General features: G+C 65.3%; 12 protein-coding genes and 1 tRNA gene. 9 read left to right on the forward strand and 4 right to left on the reverse strand.

Annotated elements, in window-relative coordinates:
• The first annotated feature begins 32 nt into the window (after positions 1 to 32).
• From SSO01S_RS04960 to SSO01S_RS18130, 3 genes are all read left to right on the forward strand, one after another.
• Complete coding sequence (locus tag SSO01S_RS04960; protein WP_066796054.1) at positions 33 to 299, forward strand: succinate dehydrogenase assembly factor 2; 267 nt, start codon at positions 33 to 35, stop codon at positions 297 to 299.
• A 37-nt stretch (positions 300 to 336) separates the two neighbouring features.
• Positions 337 to 3,795: a transcription-repair coupling factor gene (gene mfd / locus SSO01S_RS04965; protein WP_066796056.1), complete on the forward strand. Its 3,459-nt coding sequence runs from the start codon at positions 337 to 339 to the stop codon at positions 3,793 to 3,795.
• Positions 3,796 to 4,007: 212 nt separating this feature from the next.
• The gene (locus SSO01S_RS18130; protein WP_157073642.1) at positions 4,008 to 4,379 is read left to right on the forward strand and encodes a hypothetical protein; all 372 of its coding nucleotides are present in this window, start codon (positions 4,008 to 4,010) and stop codon (positions 4,377 to 4,379) included.
• A gap of 65 nt (positions 4,380 to 4,444) precedes the next feature.
• On the opposite strand, the gene SSO01S_RS04975 is transcribed toward SSO01S_RS18130, so the two are convergent.
• Together SSO01S_RS04975 and SSO01S_RS04980 are read right to left on the reverse strand one after the other, a co-directional pair.
• Positions 4,445 to 4,843, reverse strand: a complete 399-nt coding sequence (locus tag SSO01S_RS04975) for a hypothetical protein (RefSeq protein ID WP_066796061.1) — start codon at positions 4,841 to 4,843, stop codon at positions 4,445 to 4,447.
• Positions 4,840 to 6,834, reverse strand: a complete 1,995-nt coding sequence (locus tag SSO01S_RS04980) for a putative bifunctional diguanylate cyclase/phosphodiesterase (protein WP_066796063.1) — start codon at positions 6,832 to 6,834, stop codon at positions 4,840 to 4,842. The genes SSO01S_RS04975 and SSO01S_RS04980 overlap by 4 nt, the downstream gene beginning before the upstream one ends.
• An 82-nt stretch (positions 6,835 to 6,916) precedes the next feature.
• On the opposite strand from SSO01S_RS04980, the gene moaA reads away from it, so the two are divergent.
• The 6 genes from moaA (at position 6,917) to SSO01S_RS05010 (ending at position 11,157) form a co-directional block, all read left to right on the forward strand.
• Positions 6,917 to 7,915: a GTP 3',8-cyclase MoaA gene (gene moaA / locus SSO01S_RS04985; protein WP_157073643.1), complete on the forward strand. Its 999-nt coding sequence runs from the start codon at positions 6,917 to 6,919 to the stop codon at positions 7,913 to 7,915.
• Entirely contained in the window at positions 7,915 to 8,679 is a 765-nt protein-coding gene (locus tag SSO01S_RS04990) for an NAD kinase (RefSeq protein ID WP_245646588.1), read from the forward strand. The genes moaA and SSO01S_RS04990 overlap by 1 nt, the downstream gene beginning before the upstream one ends.
• Before the next feature lie 75 nt (positions 8,680 to 8,754).
• Positions 8,755 to 8,829: transfer RNA gene (locus SSO01S_RS04995), tRNA-Asn, on the forward strand.
• Positions 8,830 to 8,891: 62 nt separating this feature from the next.
• A complete protein-coding gene (locus SSO01S_RS05000; RefSeq protein ID WP_066796345.1) occupies positions 8,892 to 9,908 on the forward strand; it encodes an adenosine deaminase in 1,017 nt (338 codons plus the stop codon).
• The gene (locus SSO01S_RS05005) at positions 9,905 to 10,420 is read left to right on the forward strand and encodes a phosphoribosyltransferase (RefSeq protein ID WP_066796070.1); all 516 of its coding nucleotides are present in this window, start codon (positions 9,905 to 9,907) and stop codon (positions 10,418 to 10,420) included. The genes SSO01S_RS05000 and SSO01S_RS05005 overlap by 4 nt, the downstream gene beginning before the upstream one ends.
• Before the next feature lie 137 nt (positions 10,421 to 10,557).
• The gene (locus SSO01S_RS05010; protein WP_066796078.1) at positions 10,558 to 11,157 is read left to right on the forward strand and encodes a CC0125/CC1285 family lipoprotein; all 600 of its coding nucleotides are present in this window, start codon (positions 10,558 to 10,560) and stop codon (positions 11,155 to 11,157) included.
• Between the two features lie 553 nt (positions 11,158 to 11,710).
• Here SSO01S_RS05010 and secA read toward each other — a convergent pair.
• Together secA and SSO01S_RS05020 are read right to left on the reverse strand one after the other, a co-directional pair.
• Entirely contained in the window at positions 11,711 to 14,449 is a 2,739-nt protein-coding gene (gene secA, locus SSO01S_RS05015) for a preprotein translocase subunit SecA (RefSeq protein ID WP_066796081.1), read from the reverse strand.
• A gap of 111 nt (positions 14,450 to 14,560) precedes the next feature.
• The gene (locus SSO01S_RS05020; RefSeq protein ID WP_083942847.1) at positions 14,561 to 14,818 is read right to left on the reverse strand and encodes a hypothetical protein; all 258 of its coding nucleotides are present in this window, start codon (positions 14,816 to 14,818) and stop codon (positions 14,561 to 14,563) included.
• Between the last annotated feature and the right edge of the window lie 69 nt (positions 14,819 to 14,887).

Raw genomic sequence — 14,887 nt, forward strand, 5'->3', positions numbered from 1 at the left:
AGCGCCGCCGGCCAATTTGCGTTGGAAAAGCCATGGACCGCGACACCCATCTCAAGCGCCTGCGTTTCCGCGCATGGCATCGCGGCATCAAGGAAGCCGATCTGCTGATCGGGGGCTTTTTCGACAGATATTCCGAAGGCTGGAATGAGGAAGAGCGCAACCTGTTCGAAGAACTGCTGGAAGAGCAGGATGTTGACATCATGGCCTGGGCGCTGGGAGCCGCGCCGGTTCCGCCGCGTTATGCCGGGACGCTCATGACCGCGCTCAAGACCCTCACCTATGTGCCGATAGCGGAATAAGGCCCTCCCCTCCTGAGGAGGGACCAGAAGAGTAAGAATGCCCGATCTGAAGACCATCCTTTCCGCGACAAGTACGCTCACCCTTGCAGGGGCACCCGCCGGTTTCCAGCCATGGATGCTCGCAGATGTGGCGCGCGCGGGGGGGCTCGCGGTGTTCATCGCGCCCGACGAGGCGGCGATGCGCGCGGTGGCTAGCACCGCGCCCTTCTTCGCACCCGAGCTGGAGGTGCTGAGCTATCCGGCATGGGATTGCCTGCCCTACGACCGCGCCAGCCCCACGCTGCGGGTGATGTCCGAGCGGCTGGCTACGCTCCATGTGCTCCAGGCCAAGAGTGATCGGCCCCGGCTCCTCGTCACCACCGTCAACGCCGCCACCCAGCGCACGCTGACGCCCTTCCGCATCCGCCAGCTCGTGGCGCGGCTCGCGCCCGGCGAGCGGATCGGGCTCGACCGGCTCGCCGCACTGCTCCAGGCGAACGGCTATGTGCGGCTCGACACGGTCAACGATCATGGCGAGTTCGCGGTACGCGGCGGCCTCGTCGATATCTTCCCCTCGGGCGCGGAGCAGGCACTTCGCCTCGATTTCTTCGGCGACGAGATCGAAAGCGTCCGCACCTTCGACACCGCCGACCAGCGCACCACCGGCCGGATCGACGGTTTCACGCTCCTCCCCGCGTCCGAAGCCTTGCTGGAAGAAGACAGCATCAAGCGCTTCCGCGCGCGCTACCGCGAGAAATTCGGCGCGAATGCAACCAGCGATCCGCTCTATCAGGCGATCAGCGACGGCCGGCGGCTGGCGGGCATGGAGCATTGGCTGCCGCTGTTCGAAGACCGGCTGGAGACGCTGTTCGATCACCTCCCCGACAGCGCCGTCGTCATCCGCGATACCGGCGCGATCGGCGCGGCCGAGCAACGCTTCGAGGCGATCGCGGACTATCAGCAGAACCGCGTTCGTGCCGAAAGCACCGCGCCGGGCAGCTATCGCCCGCTCGATGCTGCGGCGCTCTATCTCGCGCCAGAAGAATGGGAACGCGCCCAGGCGCACACGCCGATCCACACCGCAACGCCCTTCCACGAGCCCGAGAGCAAGACCGTCCTCGATTTCAACGTCGACGGCCCCCGCGATTTCGCGCCCGAGCGCGCGGCGGGCACCAATGTCTATGAAGCGGTGGTCGAGCACCTCGCCAAGATCCGCAGGGCTGGGCGCAAGCCGATCCTCGCCAGCTATTCGATGGGCGCGCGCGAACGCCTGACCGGCCTGCTCAACGATCACGGCCTTGCCGGCGCGCAGAATGCCGAGAGCTGGCAGGATGCGCTCGGCAAGGCGGACAAGGGCATCGCGCTCATCGTCCTGCCGCTCGATCACGGATTCTCCGCCCCCGACGTCGCGGTGCTCACCGAGCAGGACATGCTCGGCGACCGCCTCGTGCGCCGGACGAAGAAGCGCAAATCGACCGACGCGTTCCTCAACGAACTTTCCACGCTCACGCCCGGCGATCTCGTCGTCCATGTCGATCACGGCATCGGCCGCTACGAGGGGCTGACCCAGATCCCGGTGCAAAAGGCGCCGCACGATTGCGTCCAGCTCACTTATGCCGGTGGCGACAAGCTCTTCGTCCCGATCGAGAATCTGGAGGTCCTGAGCCGCTACGGATCGAGCGAGGAAGGCGCGTCGCTCGACAGGCTGGGCGGCGAGGCATGGCAGCGCCGCAAGGCGAAGATGAAGGAGCGCATCCGCGAGATCGCGGGTGAATTGATCGCCACGGCCGCGCGGCGCGCGGTGCGCCCCGGCGAAGTGCTCGAACCGGATCCGGGCGGTTACCCCGCCTTTGTCGATCGCTTCCCCTATGAGGAAACCGACGATCAGGATCGCGCGATCGGCGACGTTCTGGCCGATCTCGGCGCGGGCCGACCGATGGACCGGCTCATCGTCGGCGATGTCGGCTTCGGCAAGACCGAGGTGGCGCTGCGTGCCGCCTTCGTCGCGGCGATGGCGGGGATGCAGGTCGCTCTGGTCTGCCCCACCACGCTGCTCGCGCGCCAGCATCACCGCAATTTCGTCGAGCGTTTCCAGGGCTTCCCGCTGGAGATCGGCCGTCTCTCGCGGCTCGTTCCTGCGGGCGAGGCAAAGGCAACGCGCGAGGGGCTGGAAGCGGGCACGATCGATATCGTCGTCGGCACCCACGCGATCCTCTCCAAAACCGTCGACTTCAAGCGGCTGGGCCTCGTCATCGTCGATGAGGAACAGCGCTTCGGCGTGACGCACAAGGAGCGGCTCAAAGCGCTCAAGGCCGACGTCCACGTCCTGACGCTCACCGCCACGCCCATCCCGCGCACGCTGCAGATGGCGATGTCGGGGCTGCGTGAGCTTTCGGTGATCCAGACCCCGCCGGTCGATCGCCTCGCGGTGCGCACTTACGTGATGCCCTGGGATCCGGTCGTCCTGCGCGAAGCATTGCTGCGGGAGCATTATCGCGGCGGCCAGGCCTATTTCGTAACGCCACGCATTTCCGATCTTCCCGATATCGAGAAGTTCCTGCGCGAAGAGGTGCCGGAGATTACCTATGTCGTCGCGCACGGCCAGATGTCGCCGACGGAAGTCGAAGAGCGCATGTCGGCCTTCTACGATCGCCGCTACGACCTGCTCGTCTCGACCACGATCATCGAGAGCGGGCTCGACATTCCGAGCGCCAACACGATGATCGTCAACCGCGCCGACAAGTTCGGCCTTGCCCAGCTTTACCAGCTCCGCGGGCGCGTCGGCCGGTCCAAGACCCGCGCTTATGCCTATCTGACCACCCCGCCCGAGCGGCAGATGACCGAAACCGCCACCAAGCGGCTCAAGGTCCTCTCCGATCTCGAAACGCTGGGCGCCGGCTTCCAGCTCGCATCGCACGATCTCGACATTCGCGGCGCGGGCAACATGCTGGGTGACGAGCAATCGGGGCACATCAAGGAAGTCGGCTACGAGCTGTACCAGTCGATGCTGGAAGAGGCGATCATGGACGCCAAGGCCGGCGGGCTGCGCGAGGAGCTTCGCCCCAAGGACCTCTCGCCTTCGATCAACGTCGATGCGCCGATCCTCATTCCCGAGGATTATGTGCCGGATCTCGATCTTCGCATGGGCCTGTACCGCCGCCTCAACGAAGTCGAGGATTCGAACGGGATCGAGGCATTCGCCGCCGAGCTCATCGATCGCTTCGGCAAGCTGCCCGACGCGACCGAGAACCTGCTGCGCCTGATCGAGACCAAGCTCAACGCCAAGCGCGCCTGCATCGCCAAGCTCGACATGGGACCGAAGGGGGCGCTCGTCACCTTCCACGGCGACACATTCCCGAACGTCCCAGGCCTGCTGGCCTATGTCGAGCGGCTCGACGGCACAGCACGCTTGCGGCCCGACATGAAACTGGTCGTCACCCGCGAGTGGAACAATCCACGCGCCCGATTGAACGCGGCACTCCAAATTTCACGGGGCCTTGCGAAGGCAGCGGGCTAGTCTTCCCCAATAATTCACGGAAAGACTCTAGTAAGGCATTGTGGATATTGTCGGCGACGAGGGGAATTACCTTGGGCGAGCCAGCGATATTTGCGCAAAGACGCAAGTTAAATGAAGCGACATCTGCGCTCGCCGATGCGACGTCCATCGATCGGCTTGTCGACATACTCTGCGCTTCCGGACGTTCCATCGCCGCCAGCGACGGCGTCACCGTGATTCGCCGGGAAGGAAATCAGGTCGCCTATATCGCCGAGGATGCGCTCGCCCCACTCTGGACCGGCAAGCGCTTCGCGATCGAGGCATGCATTTCCGGCATCGCAATCGTCCAGAACCGCCCCATCCTGATCGCGGACATCTATGCCGATGATCGCGTGCCCCATGCAGCATATCGCCCCACCTTTGTCCGCAGCATGGCGATGTACCCGATCGGCCTCGTCGCGCCGGTAATGGCGGTCGGCGCCTATTGGCGTGATCCGCGCGAGATCGATCCCGGCACAGCGGCCCTGCTCGCGGCACTTGCGCGGATGGCGGGCACTGCGCTTAGCCGCATCGGCAGGCCGGACGCGAAGCTCAGCGTCGGCTAGGGAACGACTTTTCAAGCCAAGCCAGGATCGCAGTCGCCATCGATCCGATCATTTCATGCCCCCCGCTAATGCACGTCCGCAGACATCGGTATCTCTGCCTCTTCCTCCGCCTCCAGCGCTCCCGCGTCGAATTTCTCGCGCTCCATGTCGAAGCCACCGGTCAGCCAGTCCACGCTCCAGCTTCCGTCGATAACCTTGCCCGCATCGTCGATCCGGCCAGCGTAGCGCACCGCGTGGGTCCAGCGCCCGGTATATTGTTTGACGAAGAACAGCGCCTGCCCCGTGCGCCGTCCGGCAATCGTGGCGCGGCGGATGCCCCCGCCTTCGTCGTCGGGCTCGGTGATACTGCCGGTAAAGACCCCGCCCCCTTCCTCGATCAGCGCGATGAAGCTGTTTTCCTGATCATCCACGCGGCTGCCATAGCGGCCATACCACACCCCGCTCAGGTCGAGTGGGTCGTTCACGCAGCCCGGGACACCAATTGCGCGAGCGCGGGCACATCTATCGCTTCGGAGCACAGATAGCCCTGGAAATACTGGCACCCTTCCTTGGCGAGCAGATCGAGTTGCCCCTTGGTCTCCACCCCTTCCGCAATCACCGAAAGGCCCAGCGAGCGCGCCATATCGATGACGCCGCGCACCACCACGCGATCACGCGCGCTCCCAGTGATGTCCTGGCTCAGCCTCTTGTCGATCTTGAGATAGTCGAGCGGCAGCGCCTTCAGATAAGCGAGGCTCGAATAGCCGGTTCCGAAATCGTCGATCGCCACGCGGCACTTGGCAGCGCGCAGTTCGCCCAGCAGCCGCGAAGCCTCGCTCAGATCTGCCATGATCCCGCCTTCGGTGATCTCGACGGTGAGGCGTGCGCGCGGAAATCCGCTCGCGTCCACACGCCCGAGCAGGCTGTCGGCAAAGCCCGGCCGCGCCACATCGGCAGCGGTAACGTTGATCGAAAGCCGTAGCTTCGCCAGCGAAGATGGCCAGTTTGCCGCGGTGTAAAGCGCGCGCCGCTGGACATGGTCGCTCAGCGTCGCCTCAAGCCCCGCCCGTTCGGCGGCGGCAAACAAAGTTTCCGCACCGATCTCGCCGAACTGCGGATGCTGCCAGCGCGCCAGCGCTTCGACGCCGATGACCTGCCCGGTCGCGATCGCGACCTGCGGCTGGAACAGCACACCGATCTCGCCGCGTTCCAACGCATGATGAATGTTACCGACCAATGCGTCGATCGGGGGGCCGCCCCCTTCGCGCGGAGATCCGTCGCCCAGCAGGGTCTCGCTCGCGCGGCGAAGCAGGGTCGCCGCATTGTCCTCGGGGCCACTGGCGGCGCTCGCCAGGCGCGCGCCGAGCGGGGCGATGGCACCCCCGGCTACGAAGGGCCGGGAAAGCGCCTCTTCCAGCCGCGCGACGGCCGCCGCCAGCGTGTCGTCATCGGCGTCGTCACTGGCGACCAGGAATTCCGAGCCCCCGATCCGCGCCACTATCGCAGTCTTGCCCAACGCTTCGCGCGCGACTTCGGCAACGCGGCGCGACACGGCGCGCAACAGTTCGTCGCCCGCAGCGCGGCCATAAGCGGTGTTCACCGTCTCAAATCGCGTCAGGCCGATCAGGATCGCGCCGACATTGCCGCCCTCGCTCAGTCGCCGGTCGATCCAGCGTCGCGCGCTTGGCCCGTCGCGCGCCCCGGTCAGCGCATCGCGCACCGCCGCGCTCGCATCGGGGGCCACGCCCAGAGCCTCGACAAGGGCATGAAGCCGCCCGGTCGCCGAATCATATTGGAGATGCTGCACCACGCGACCGATGCCCGGCAGATCATGCGCAAAGGCGGTGGAGGCCACCGTGCCGTCCAGCCGGCGCAGCGCGGCCCTGGCAAGTTGCCAGTCCGCCCTGTCGAGCTTGCGATACAGGGCCCGCAGACCCGGCGCCTCGGGCAAGGCCAGCAGCCCCGCCAGCGCAGGAGTGAGCTGGAGCGACTTCAGGTCCGGATCGTAGCGCCAGCCCATCGGCTCGCCCGCCGGTCCCGCCTCCTTGCTCCATCCCGCCAGCCGTTCGACATGGCGCAGCGCAAAGCGAATCGCGTGCGCCATCGCTGCCGAAGACATCGGGCTGGAGAGAAAGTGCGTCGCCCCCGCATCGTAGAAGTGCCGCATATGCACGGCGTCGCTCTGCGAGACGAGGATCAGCATCGCCGCGCCATGCGCCTCGATCGCGCCGCCCAGCATCTTGGCAGCTTCCAGACCGTCGCTCATCGCGCCGCGCGCGTCGATCACGGCGACCGCCGCTCCGCTGGAAATGAAGCGATGTTCGGCGCCCTCGCTCCGTCGCGCTGCAACGACGCGCCAGCCTCCGCCGGCCGCCGCTGCCGCAACTTCGTCGCGCTGGCGGAAGGAAAGCACGAACACCGGCGCCTCTTGCGAGGGCACGTTGACGGCATCGATTACGGTGAAATCGTCAGACATTCGTCTCTCGATAGCGCGAAGCGCGGCAACCCGCGAATCCTAAGGCTTGTTTGCCCACAGCTTGTCGCTTAACCCCTTCGGCATGGCCTGCGCCCCAGCCCTGGTTGACCGTCACGGGCGAGAGATCAGCTATCTGCGCATCTCCGTGACCGACCGCTGCGATCTGCGCTGCCGCTATTGCATGTCCGAGAAGATGACGTTCCTGCCCCGCGACGCATTGCTGCGGCTGGAAGAGATCGCGCTGATCGCCGAACGCTTCATCGCGCGCGGCGTGCGAAAGATCCGGCTGACCGGCGGCGAGCCGCTGATGCGCCGCGACGCGCTCGATCTGGCGCGGCGGCTGGGGCGGTGGATAGGCCAGGGGCTGGACGAGCTCACGCTCACCACCAACGGCACCCGGCTGGCCGATCATGCCGGCGCGCTGTTCGATGCGGGCGTGCGCCGGGTGAATGTCAGCCTCGACAGCCGCGATCCCGGCACCTTCCGCCACATCACCCGCACCGGGGACGTGGCCCGGGTGCTGGCCGGCATCGCCGCGGCGCGGGCAGCGGGTCTAGCGGTGAAGATCAACATGGTCGCGCTCAAGGGGCTGAACGGCCACGAAATCGCGGACATGCTGGCGTGGTGCGTGGCGGAAAGCTTCGACCTCACCCTTATCGAGACCATGCCGCTCGGCCTGATCGACGAAGACCGTATCGATCGCTTCCTCCCGCTCACCGGCGTGCTCGCAGATTTGCAGGAACGCTTCCCGCTGGTGCGCGACGGGCACAATAGCGGCGGACCGGCACGGTATTGGCGCGTCGAGGGTACGGAGACGCGGCTCGGCCTGATATCGCCGCTCACGTCCAATTTCTGCAGCACGTGCAATCGCGTGCGCCTCACTACCGAAGGTAAGCTCTTCATGTGCCTTGGCCAGGAAGACCAGGTCGATCTCAAGGCTGCGATTCGCTCCGGCGGCATCGCCGCGCTGGATCAAGCGATCGATTCGGCGCTCGATCACAAGCCCGCCGCGCATGATTTCCGAATCGAACGCGGTGCCGCTCCGGCGGTCGCACGGCACATGAGCGTCACCGGCGGATGATGCCGCGCGCGCTTGCCATTTCGCCCACCGCGCCGGCGCTCGCCGCCGCTGCGGAACTGCGCGACGCCTATGAATGGGTGCCGCTGGAGGAAGCCGAATGCGTCGTCGCGCTGGGCGGCGACGGCTTCATGCTCCAGACGCTGCACGCCATGCTCGAGCGCCGCCGCATCCTGCCGGTATTCGGCATGAATCTCGGCACGGTCGGCTTCCTGATGAACGACTGGCGAATCGACGCCCTCGACGATCGCCTGGCACGAACCAGGCCGTTCCGCGTCTCGCCGCTCAGCATGACCGCCACGACCATCGATGGCGAGACCGTGGTGCTCCCCGCGATCAACGAGGTCTCGCTGCTGCGCGAGACGCGCCAGACCGCGAAGCTGGAGATCACGATCAACGACCGCGTCGTGCTTGCCGAACTCGTCGCGGACGGAATGCTCGTCGCGACACCGGCGGGATCGACGGCGTATAACCTGTCTGCCAACGGGCCGATCCTGCCGCTCGGCTCTGCATTGCTTACGCTCACCCCCATCAGCCCCTTTCGCCCGCGGCGCTGGCGGGGCGCCATTCTGCCCGAACGAACCCGCATCGGCATCCGCGTGCTGGAGGCGAACAAGCGCCCGGTCAGCGCCGTGGCGGACCAGCGCGAAGTCCGCGAAGTCGCCTCGGTACATGTCGAGATCGATCACACGCGCGACCTTACCTTGCTCTTCGATCCGGAGCATGCGCTCGACGACCGCATAACGATGGAACAATTCATCGCCTGAGGCCCTTGCAATCCCGGGAATCGCGCTGCTATAGGGCCGCCTCCGCAGCGGCGTGGCCGCGCGGAAAATTGGTGATCCCTGATAGCTCAGCGGTAGAGCTCTCGACTGTTAATCGAGCGGCCGTAGGTTCGAATCCTACTCAGGGAGCCACCAAAATCCTCCTCCATCGCTGACCCTTGCGACTCTCTGCGGCCCCTGCGATGGTCCGCCGCATGACCGATCTCGACACCTTCATCGCCGGGCTCCCCAAGGCGGAGCTCCACTTGCATATCGAAGGGAGCCTCGAGCCCGAGCAGATGTTCGAGTTCGCCCGGCGCAATGCGATCGAGATTCCGTTCAAGTCGGTCGAGGAAGTGCGCGCGGCGTATGAATTCTCGAACCTCCAGGATTTCCTCGACATCTATTATGCCGGGGCCAGCGTGCTGCAGACCGAGCAGGACTTTCGCGACATGGCGATGGCCTATTTCGATCGCGCCGCAGCGGACGGCGTGGTCCATGCCGAGATCTTCTTCGATCCCCAGACGCACACCGATCGGGGCATTCCGTTCGGAGTCGTCGCCAACGGCCTGCTCCAGGGCATGGCCGACGCGGAGGCGAAGCACGGCCTTACCTCGAAGCTGATCCTCTGCTTCCTGCGCCATCTGGACGAGGAAGCGGCATTCAAGACGCTCAACCAGGCCCAGCCCTGGATCGATCAGATCGCCGGCGTGGGCTTGGATTCGTCCGAAGTCGGGCATCCGCCATCCAAGTTCGAGCGCGTCTTTGCCGCCGCCGGGGCGATGGGGCTCAAGCGGGTCGTGCATGCCGGCGAGGAAGGCCCGCCCGAATATGTGAAGGAGGCGCTGGACCTGCTCCACATCGACCGGCTCGACCATGGCAATCGCAGCCTGGAGGACCCCGACCTCGTCGCCCGGCTGGCGCGGTCGGCGATGACGCTCACCGTGTGCCCGCTCTCCAACGTGAAGCTCTGCAACGTCGAATCGATCGATACGCACCCCATCGACCGGATGCTGGAGCTCGGCCTGCGCGCCACGGTCAATTCCGACGATCCGGCCTATTTCGGCGGCTATGTCGGCGATAACTACCGCGCGATCGCGGGCGGGCGCGGCCTGAGCCGGACGCAGCTCGTTACGCTGGCGCGCAACAGCTTCCTCGGCTCGTTCCTGCCCGACGAGGACGTCGCCCGGCACCTCGCCACGCTCGACGCCTATGCGGAGGCGCACGCATGACCGGGATCGTCTTCACCCCCTTCACCCATGAGGACATGGTCGCGGGGGTGCACGCCATCGCCGACGCCGCGTCGGAATGGGGTCCTTCGCTGCTCGTCGGCGTGGGACGCGGAGGGCTGACCCCAGCGGTGTATCTGTCGCACCGCATGGGGCTGTCGATGGTCTCGATCGACTATTCGACCAAGATCGCCCAGTTCGGCGCGGAGTTGATCGCGATCCTGGCCCAGCGCACCCGCGACGGGGACCGGCTGCTCTTCGTCGAGGACATCAACGACAGCGGCAAGACGATCGGCGAGATCCGCACCGCGCTGGCCGCGGACGGCGCCGTCGCGGACAATATCCGCTTCGCGGTACTGATGGACAATATCCAGTCTTCCCAGAAGGTTGAATATGGCTTCCGCCCGATCGATCGGGCCGTGCAGAAGGACTGGTTCGTATTCCCCTGGGAAGCGATGGCCCCCCGCGCGGCGCTGACCGAGGACGCGATGGAAGTGCCGGAACGCATCGCCTGACCGCGCCGTTCAGCCTCGGTCAATCGTGCGCCCGCAACAATCCGGCGCAGGCGCGCGCGGGACACAAAGCGGTTCTACACGCGTTTCACAATCATAAGAAAAACCCCTGCCCCGTTCGCCAACCCCCTGGAGGAACCATGCGAATCAGCATTTTGAAGCGTCCGCGCATCGCCGCGCTAGCCGCCGCCCTGATCGGCAGCGCAGCGCTTGGCGGCTGCATGACCGCGACGCCCTATCAGCCCGCCACGGCCAGCTCGTCGGCCAATGGCTATTCGGACCAGCAGATCGAGAGCAACCGCTTCCAGGTCAGCTTCCGCGGAAACAGCCTCACCGCGCGTGAGACGGTCGAGCGCTACCTGCTCTTCCGCGCCGCCGAACTGACCCTCCAGCGCGGCTTCGACCACTTCATCCTGGTCTCGAAGGACACCGAGACGCAGACGACCACCTATCGCTCGCCCGGCTTCGGATCGAGCTTTGGCAGCCCCTATGGCTATTGGAGCCCCTATTGGCGCTTCTACCGCCCGCGCTACGGCGGCTGGCGGAGCTGGGACCCATTCTATGACGATCCCTTCTGGCGCGCCCGCGACTGGGATTACCGCACGGTCAACCGCTATGAGGCGATGGCCGAGATCGTCACCGGCAAAGGCCCCAAGCCGACCACCAACGTCCGCGCATTCGACGCGCGCGAAGTGATCGACCGGATCGGCCCCACGATCGTGACGCCGCCGACGAAGTAATTCGCGGATCGATACGAAATTGGGGGGAGCGCCGGTTCGCGGGCGCTCCCCCTTTTCGTGCGCGCGCGGAAGGTGACACTAAGGTGACACCAAGAACGCGCTTCGCGGCGCGAATGTTCGCGATGTTCGCGGTGACGAATCAGCAACGGCGGACGATTTCAAAGAGCGGGCGGCACTGCCGACCGGCTGAGCCAAGCAGGCGAAATCCTACATTGCAAGCGGGATGAGAGCTCCGCTTTGCGGCAAGGAAGAAGCGGGACTGCGGGGCAAGCCCGGGGTGACGAAGAGAGGGGTTGCGGCCCCGGTGCCCTCCCCCTTTCGTCATCCCCGCGCAAGCGGGGAGCCAGGGTTATGCGCGGTGCCACTCTGGGCTCTGGGTCCCCGCTTGCGCGGGGATGACGGGGCCCTTCCCAAGTAAGCGGTCCCCAGATCCGTCATCCGGGGTCTGTCCCGGGATTCAGCTTCGGGGAGCGATCGGCAGGAGGTTCTGGCGGCAGAACCACAGGCCTGGTGGGCCCCGGCACAAGGCCGGGGTGACCGTTATGGGATCAGCTCAGGCCACCTGGCCGTGGCAGTGCTTGTACTTCAGGCCCGAGCCGCAGGGGCATGGGGCGTTGCGGCTGACCAGGCGGTCCCATTCGGAGGGATCGGTGGGCAGGTCCGCGCCCGAGGGCTGGGGGATCGCCATGGGCGGGAGCTGGGACAGGACATTGCCCGTCGCGCCACCGTCATAATCGTAGGTGTTGTCCTCGCCGCTCAGCGGATCGATGTGCGTCGTCAGGAAGTCCGGAAGCTCCGGCAGATCCTGCGGCGGGGCCATGCGGAACTGCGCCATCGCCAGCGTGCGGGTGACGTCCTCACGGATCGTCTCGAGCATGCGCTGGAAGAGCGCGAACGCCTCATGCTTATATTCGTTGATCGGCGTCTTCTGCGCATAGGCGCGCAGATGGATCACCTGGCGCAACGCATCGAGCATCGCGAGATGGTCCTTCCAGTGATGATCGAGGCTCTGGAGCAGGATCGACTTTTCGACCTGACGCCAGGTCTCGGGCTCCAGCTCGGCAGCCTTGTCGGCGATGAGCTTGTCGGCGAGTTCGCGGACGCGCTCTTCGACCATCTCGGGTTCGACGGCTTCTTCCTTGACCCAATCGTCGAGCGGCACTTCGAGGTTGAGCACCGCAGCGAGCTTTTCCTTGAGCCCCGGAAGATCCCATTGCTCGGGATAGGAATCGGGCGGGCAGGCATCGGCGACGATCGCGTTGACCGTTTCCGAGCGCATATCCTCGACCACGTCGCCGACGGTTTCGGCATCCATGATATCGGCGCGCTGCTCGTAGATCACCTTGCGCTGATCGTTCATCACGTTGTCATATTCGACAACCTGCTTGCGGATGTCGTAGTTGCGCGCCTCGACCTTCTTCTGCGCAGTCTCGATCGCCTTGGACAACCACTTGCTGCCGATCGCCTCGCCATCCTCGATATTGTTGCGCATCATCTTGGCGAACAGCGTGTTCGAGCCGAAGATGCGCAGCAGATCGTCATCGAGCGACAGATAGAAGCGGCTGAGGCCGGGATCGCCCTGACGGCCCGAACGGCCGCGAAGCTGATTGTCGATGCGGCGGCTTTCATGCCGCTCGGTGCCGAGCACGAACAGGCCGCCCGCCTCGCGGACGCGCTCCTTCTCGGCTTCGATCTCGGCCTTGATCTGCGCGATCGCGGCCTCGCGCTGCGGGCCTTCCGGCATCTCGGCCAGCTCGTCCTCGACGCGGAATTCCAGATTGCCGCCGAGCTGGATGTCGGTGCCGCGACCGGCCATGTTGGTCGCGATGGTCACCGCGCCCAGACGGCCCGCCTGCGCCACGATGCGTGCTTCCTGCTCGTGGTGGCGCGCATTGAGGACCGCATGGTCCACGCCTTCCTTGTTGAGGAAGTCGCTGAGCATCTCGCTCTTTTCGATCGAGACGGTACCGACCAGAACCGGCTGGCCCTTGGCGGCATGCTCCTTGATCTTCTTCGCGATCGCCCGGAACTTCTCTTCGAGCGTCTTGTAGAATTCGTCTTCCTCATCGACGCGCTGGACCGGCAGGTTGGTCGGGATGGTGACGACATTCATCTTGTAGATGTCGTAGAATTCCGCCGCTTCGGTGGCCGCGGTGCCGGTCATGCCCGAGAGCTTGGGGTACATGCGGAAATAGTTCTGGAAGGTGATCGAGGCCATGGTCTGGTTCTCGGGCTCGATCGCCACGCCTTCCTTGGCCTCCACCGCCTGGTGCAGGCCGTCCGACCAGCGGCGGCCATCCATCATGCGGCCGGTGAACTCGTCGATGATGACGACCTTGCCGTCCTTCACGATGTAATCGATGTCACGCTTGAACATCATGTTCGCGCGCAGCGACTGGTTCAGATGGTGGACCACCTGGGTGTTTTCGAAATCGTAGAGGTTTCCACCGACCAGGATGCCGGCAGCCTCCAGCATGCGCTCGGCCTTCTCGGTGCCGTCCTCGGTGAGGATGATCGACTTCTGCTTCTCGTCCTTCTCATAATCCTCGGGCGCGAACTGCTTCACGATCGCGTCGACCTGCATGTACAGCTCGGACTTGTCGTCGGTCGGGCCGGAGATGATCAGCGGGGTGCGAGCTTCGTCGATCAGGATCGAATCGACCTCGTCGACGATCGCGTAATTGAACTTGCGCTGCACCATCGATGCGCGATCATATTTCATGTTGTCGCGCAGATAATCGAAGCCGAACTCGTTGTTCGTGCCGTAGGTAATGTCCGAATGATAGGCGTCGCGGCGCTGCTGGTCGCTCAGATTGGGGACGATCACGCCCACGGTGAGACCCAGGAAGCGATAGACCCGGCCCATCCATTCGGCGTCGCGCGCGGCGAGATAATCGTTGACGGTGACGACATGGACGCCGTCACCCGGCAGCGCATTGAGATAGGTTGCCAGCGTGGCGACCAGCGTCTTGCCTTCGCCGGTGCGCATCTCGGCGATCTCGCCGCGATGGAGGACGATGCCGCCGATCATCTGCACGTCATAATGGCGCTGGCCGAGCACGCGCTTCGCCGCTTCGCGCACGGTGGCGAAGGCTTCGGGGAGCAGGTCGTCGAGCTTTTCGCCATTGGCGAGCGCTTCGCGGAACTTGACCGTCTGGGCCGAGAGCTGATCGTCGCTCATCGCCGAGATGGTGGGCTCGAATGCGTTGATCTTGGCAACGATGCTGCCGAGCGACTTCACATAACGTTCGTTGGACGATCCGAAGATGGTCTTGACCAAACCGCCGATCATGAGAATTCCTGTTCAAATCTAAAGGGTTGTCGAGCGGTCGCGCCAAAGGGGGCGCCCGCAGGGTGCAAGGGTGATGGGAAAGCAGCGCGAAGGGACGCGCCGCGCAGCGCCTTATTCGAGACGGCGCTCGAACGGGAAATGCTGGCCGGCGAGCGGCGTGCCGCGCGCCGGGCGAAGCGCATCGGCTTCGGGCCGCAACAGGTGCGCGGCCTTGGCAGGCGCGACGCTGCGGGCAGGCTGCACCGCGGCCTGCGCGGCTTCGGCCGCATGGACCACCGCGACGCCCTGCACCTGACGCAACTGGCGGTCGGCCGAACCGGTCCCGGTCAGGCTCGCGAGCAGCGCCGTGAGGAGAAGCAGCAATTCCAAGCGTCAGTCCTGCGTTAAGGCCCGCACGGGGCAAGGCCCATGCCGATCGTGAGGCGACATAATGGCTGC

This window comes from Sphingomonas soli NBRC 100801 (assembly GCF_001591025.1).
In the GTDB taxonomy this organism is placed as follows: Bacteria; Pseudomonadota; Alphaproteobacteria; order Sphingomonadales; family Sphingomonadaceae; genus Sphingomonas; species Sphingomonas soli.

Bases quoted from the DNA above. Each gene is read 5' to 3' on its own strand.
- SSO01S_RS04960 (WP_066796054.1), top strand. From the start codon at position 33: ATGGACCGCGACACCCATCTCAAGCGCCTGCGTTTCCGCGCATGGCAT.
- mfd (WP_066796056.1), top strand. From the start codon at position 337: ATGCCCGATCTGAAGACCATCCTTTCCGCGACAAGTACGCTCACCCTT.
- SSO01S_RS04980 (WP_066796063.1), bottom strand. From the start codon at position 6,834: ATGTCTGACGATTTCACCGTAATCGATGCCGTCAACGTGCCCTCGCAA.
- moaA (WP_157073643.1), top strand. From the start codon at position 6,917: ATGGCCTGCGCCCCAGCCCTGGTTGACCGTCACGGGCGAGAGATCAGC.
- SSO01S_RS04990 (WP_245646588.1), top strand. From the start codon at position 7,915: ATGCCGCGCGCGCTTGCCATTTCGCCCACCGCGCCGGCGCTCGCCGCC.
- SSO01S_RS05000 (WP_066796345.1), top strand. From the start codon at position 8,892: ATGACCGATCTCGACACCTTCATCGCCGGGCTCCCCAAGGCGGAGCTC.
- SSO01S_RS05005 (WP_066796070.1), top strand. From the start codon at position 9,905: ATGACCGGGATCGTCTTCACCCCCTTCACCCATGAGGACATGGTCGCG.
- SSO01S_RS05010 (WP_066796078.1), top strand. From the start codon at position 10,558: ATGCGAATCAGCATTTTGAAGCGTCCGCGCATCGCCGCGCTAGCCGCC.
- secA (WP_066796081.1), bottom strand. From the start codon at position 14,449: ATGATCGGCGGTTTGGTCAAGACCATCTTCGGATCGTCCAACGAACGT.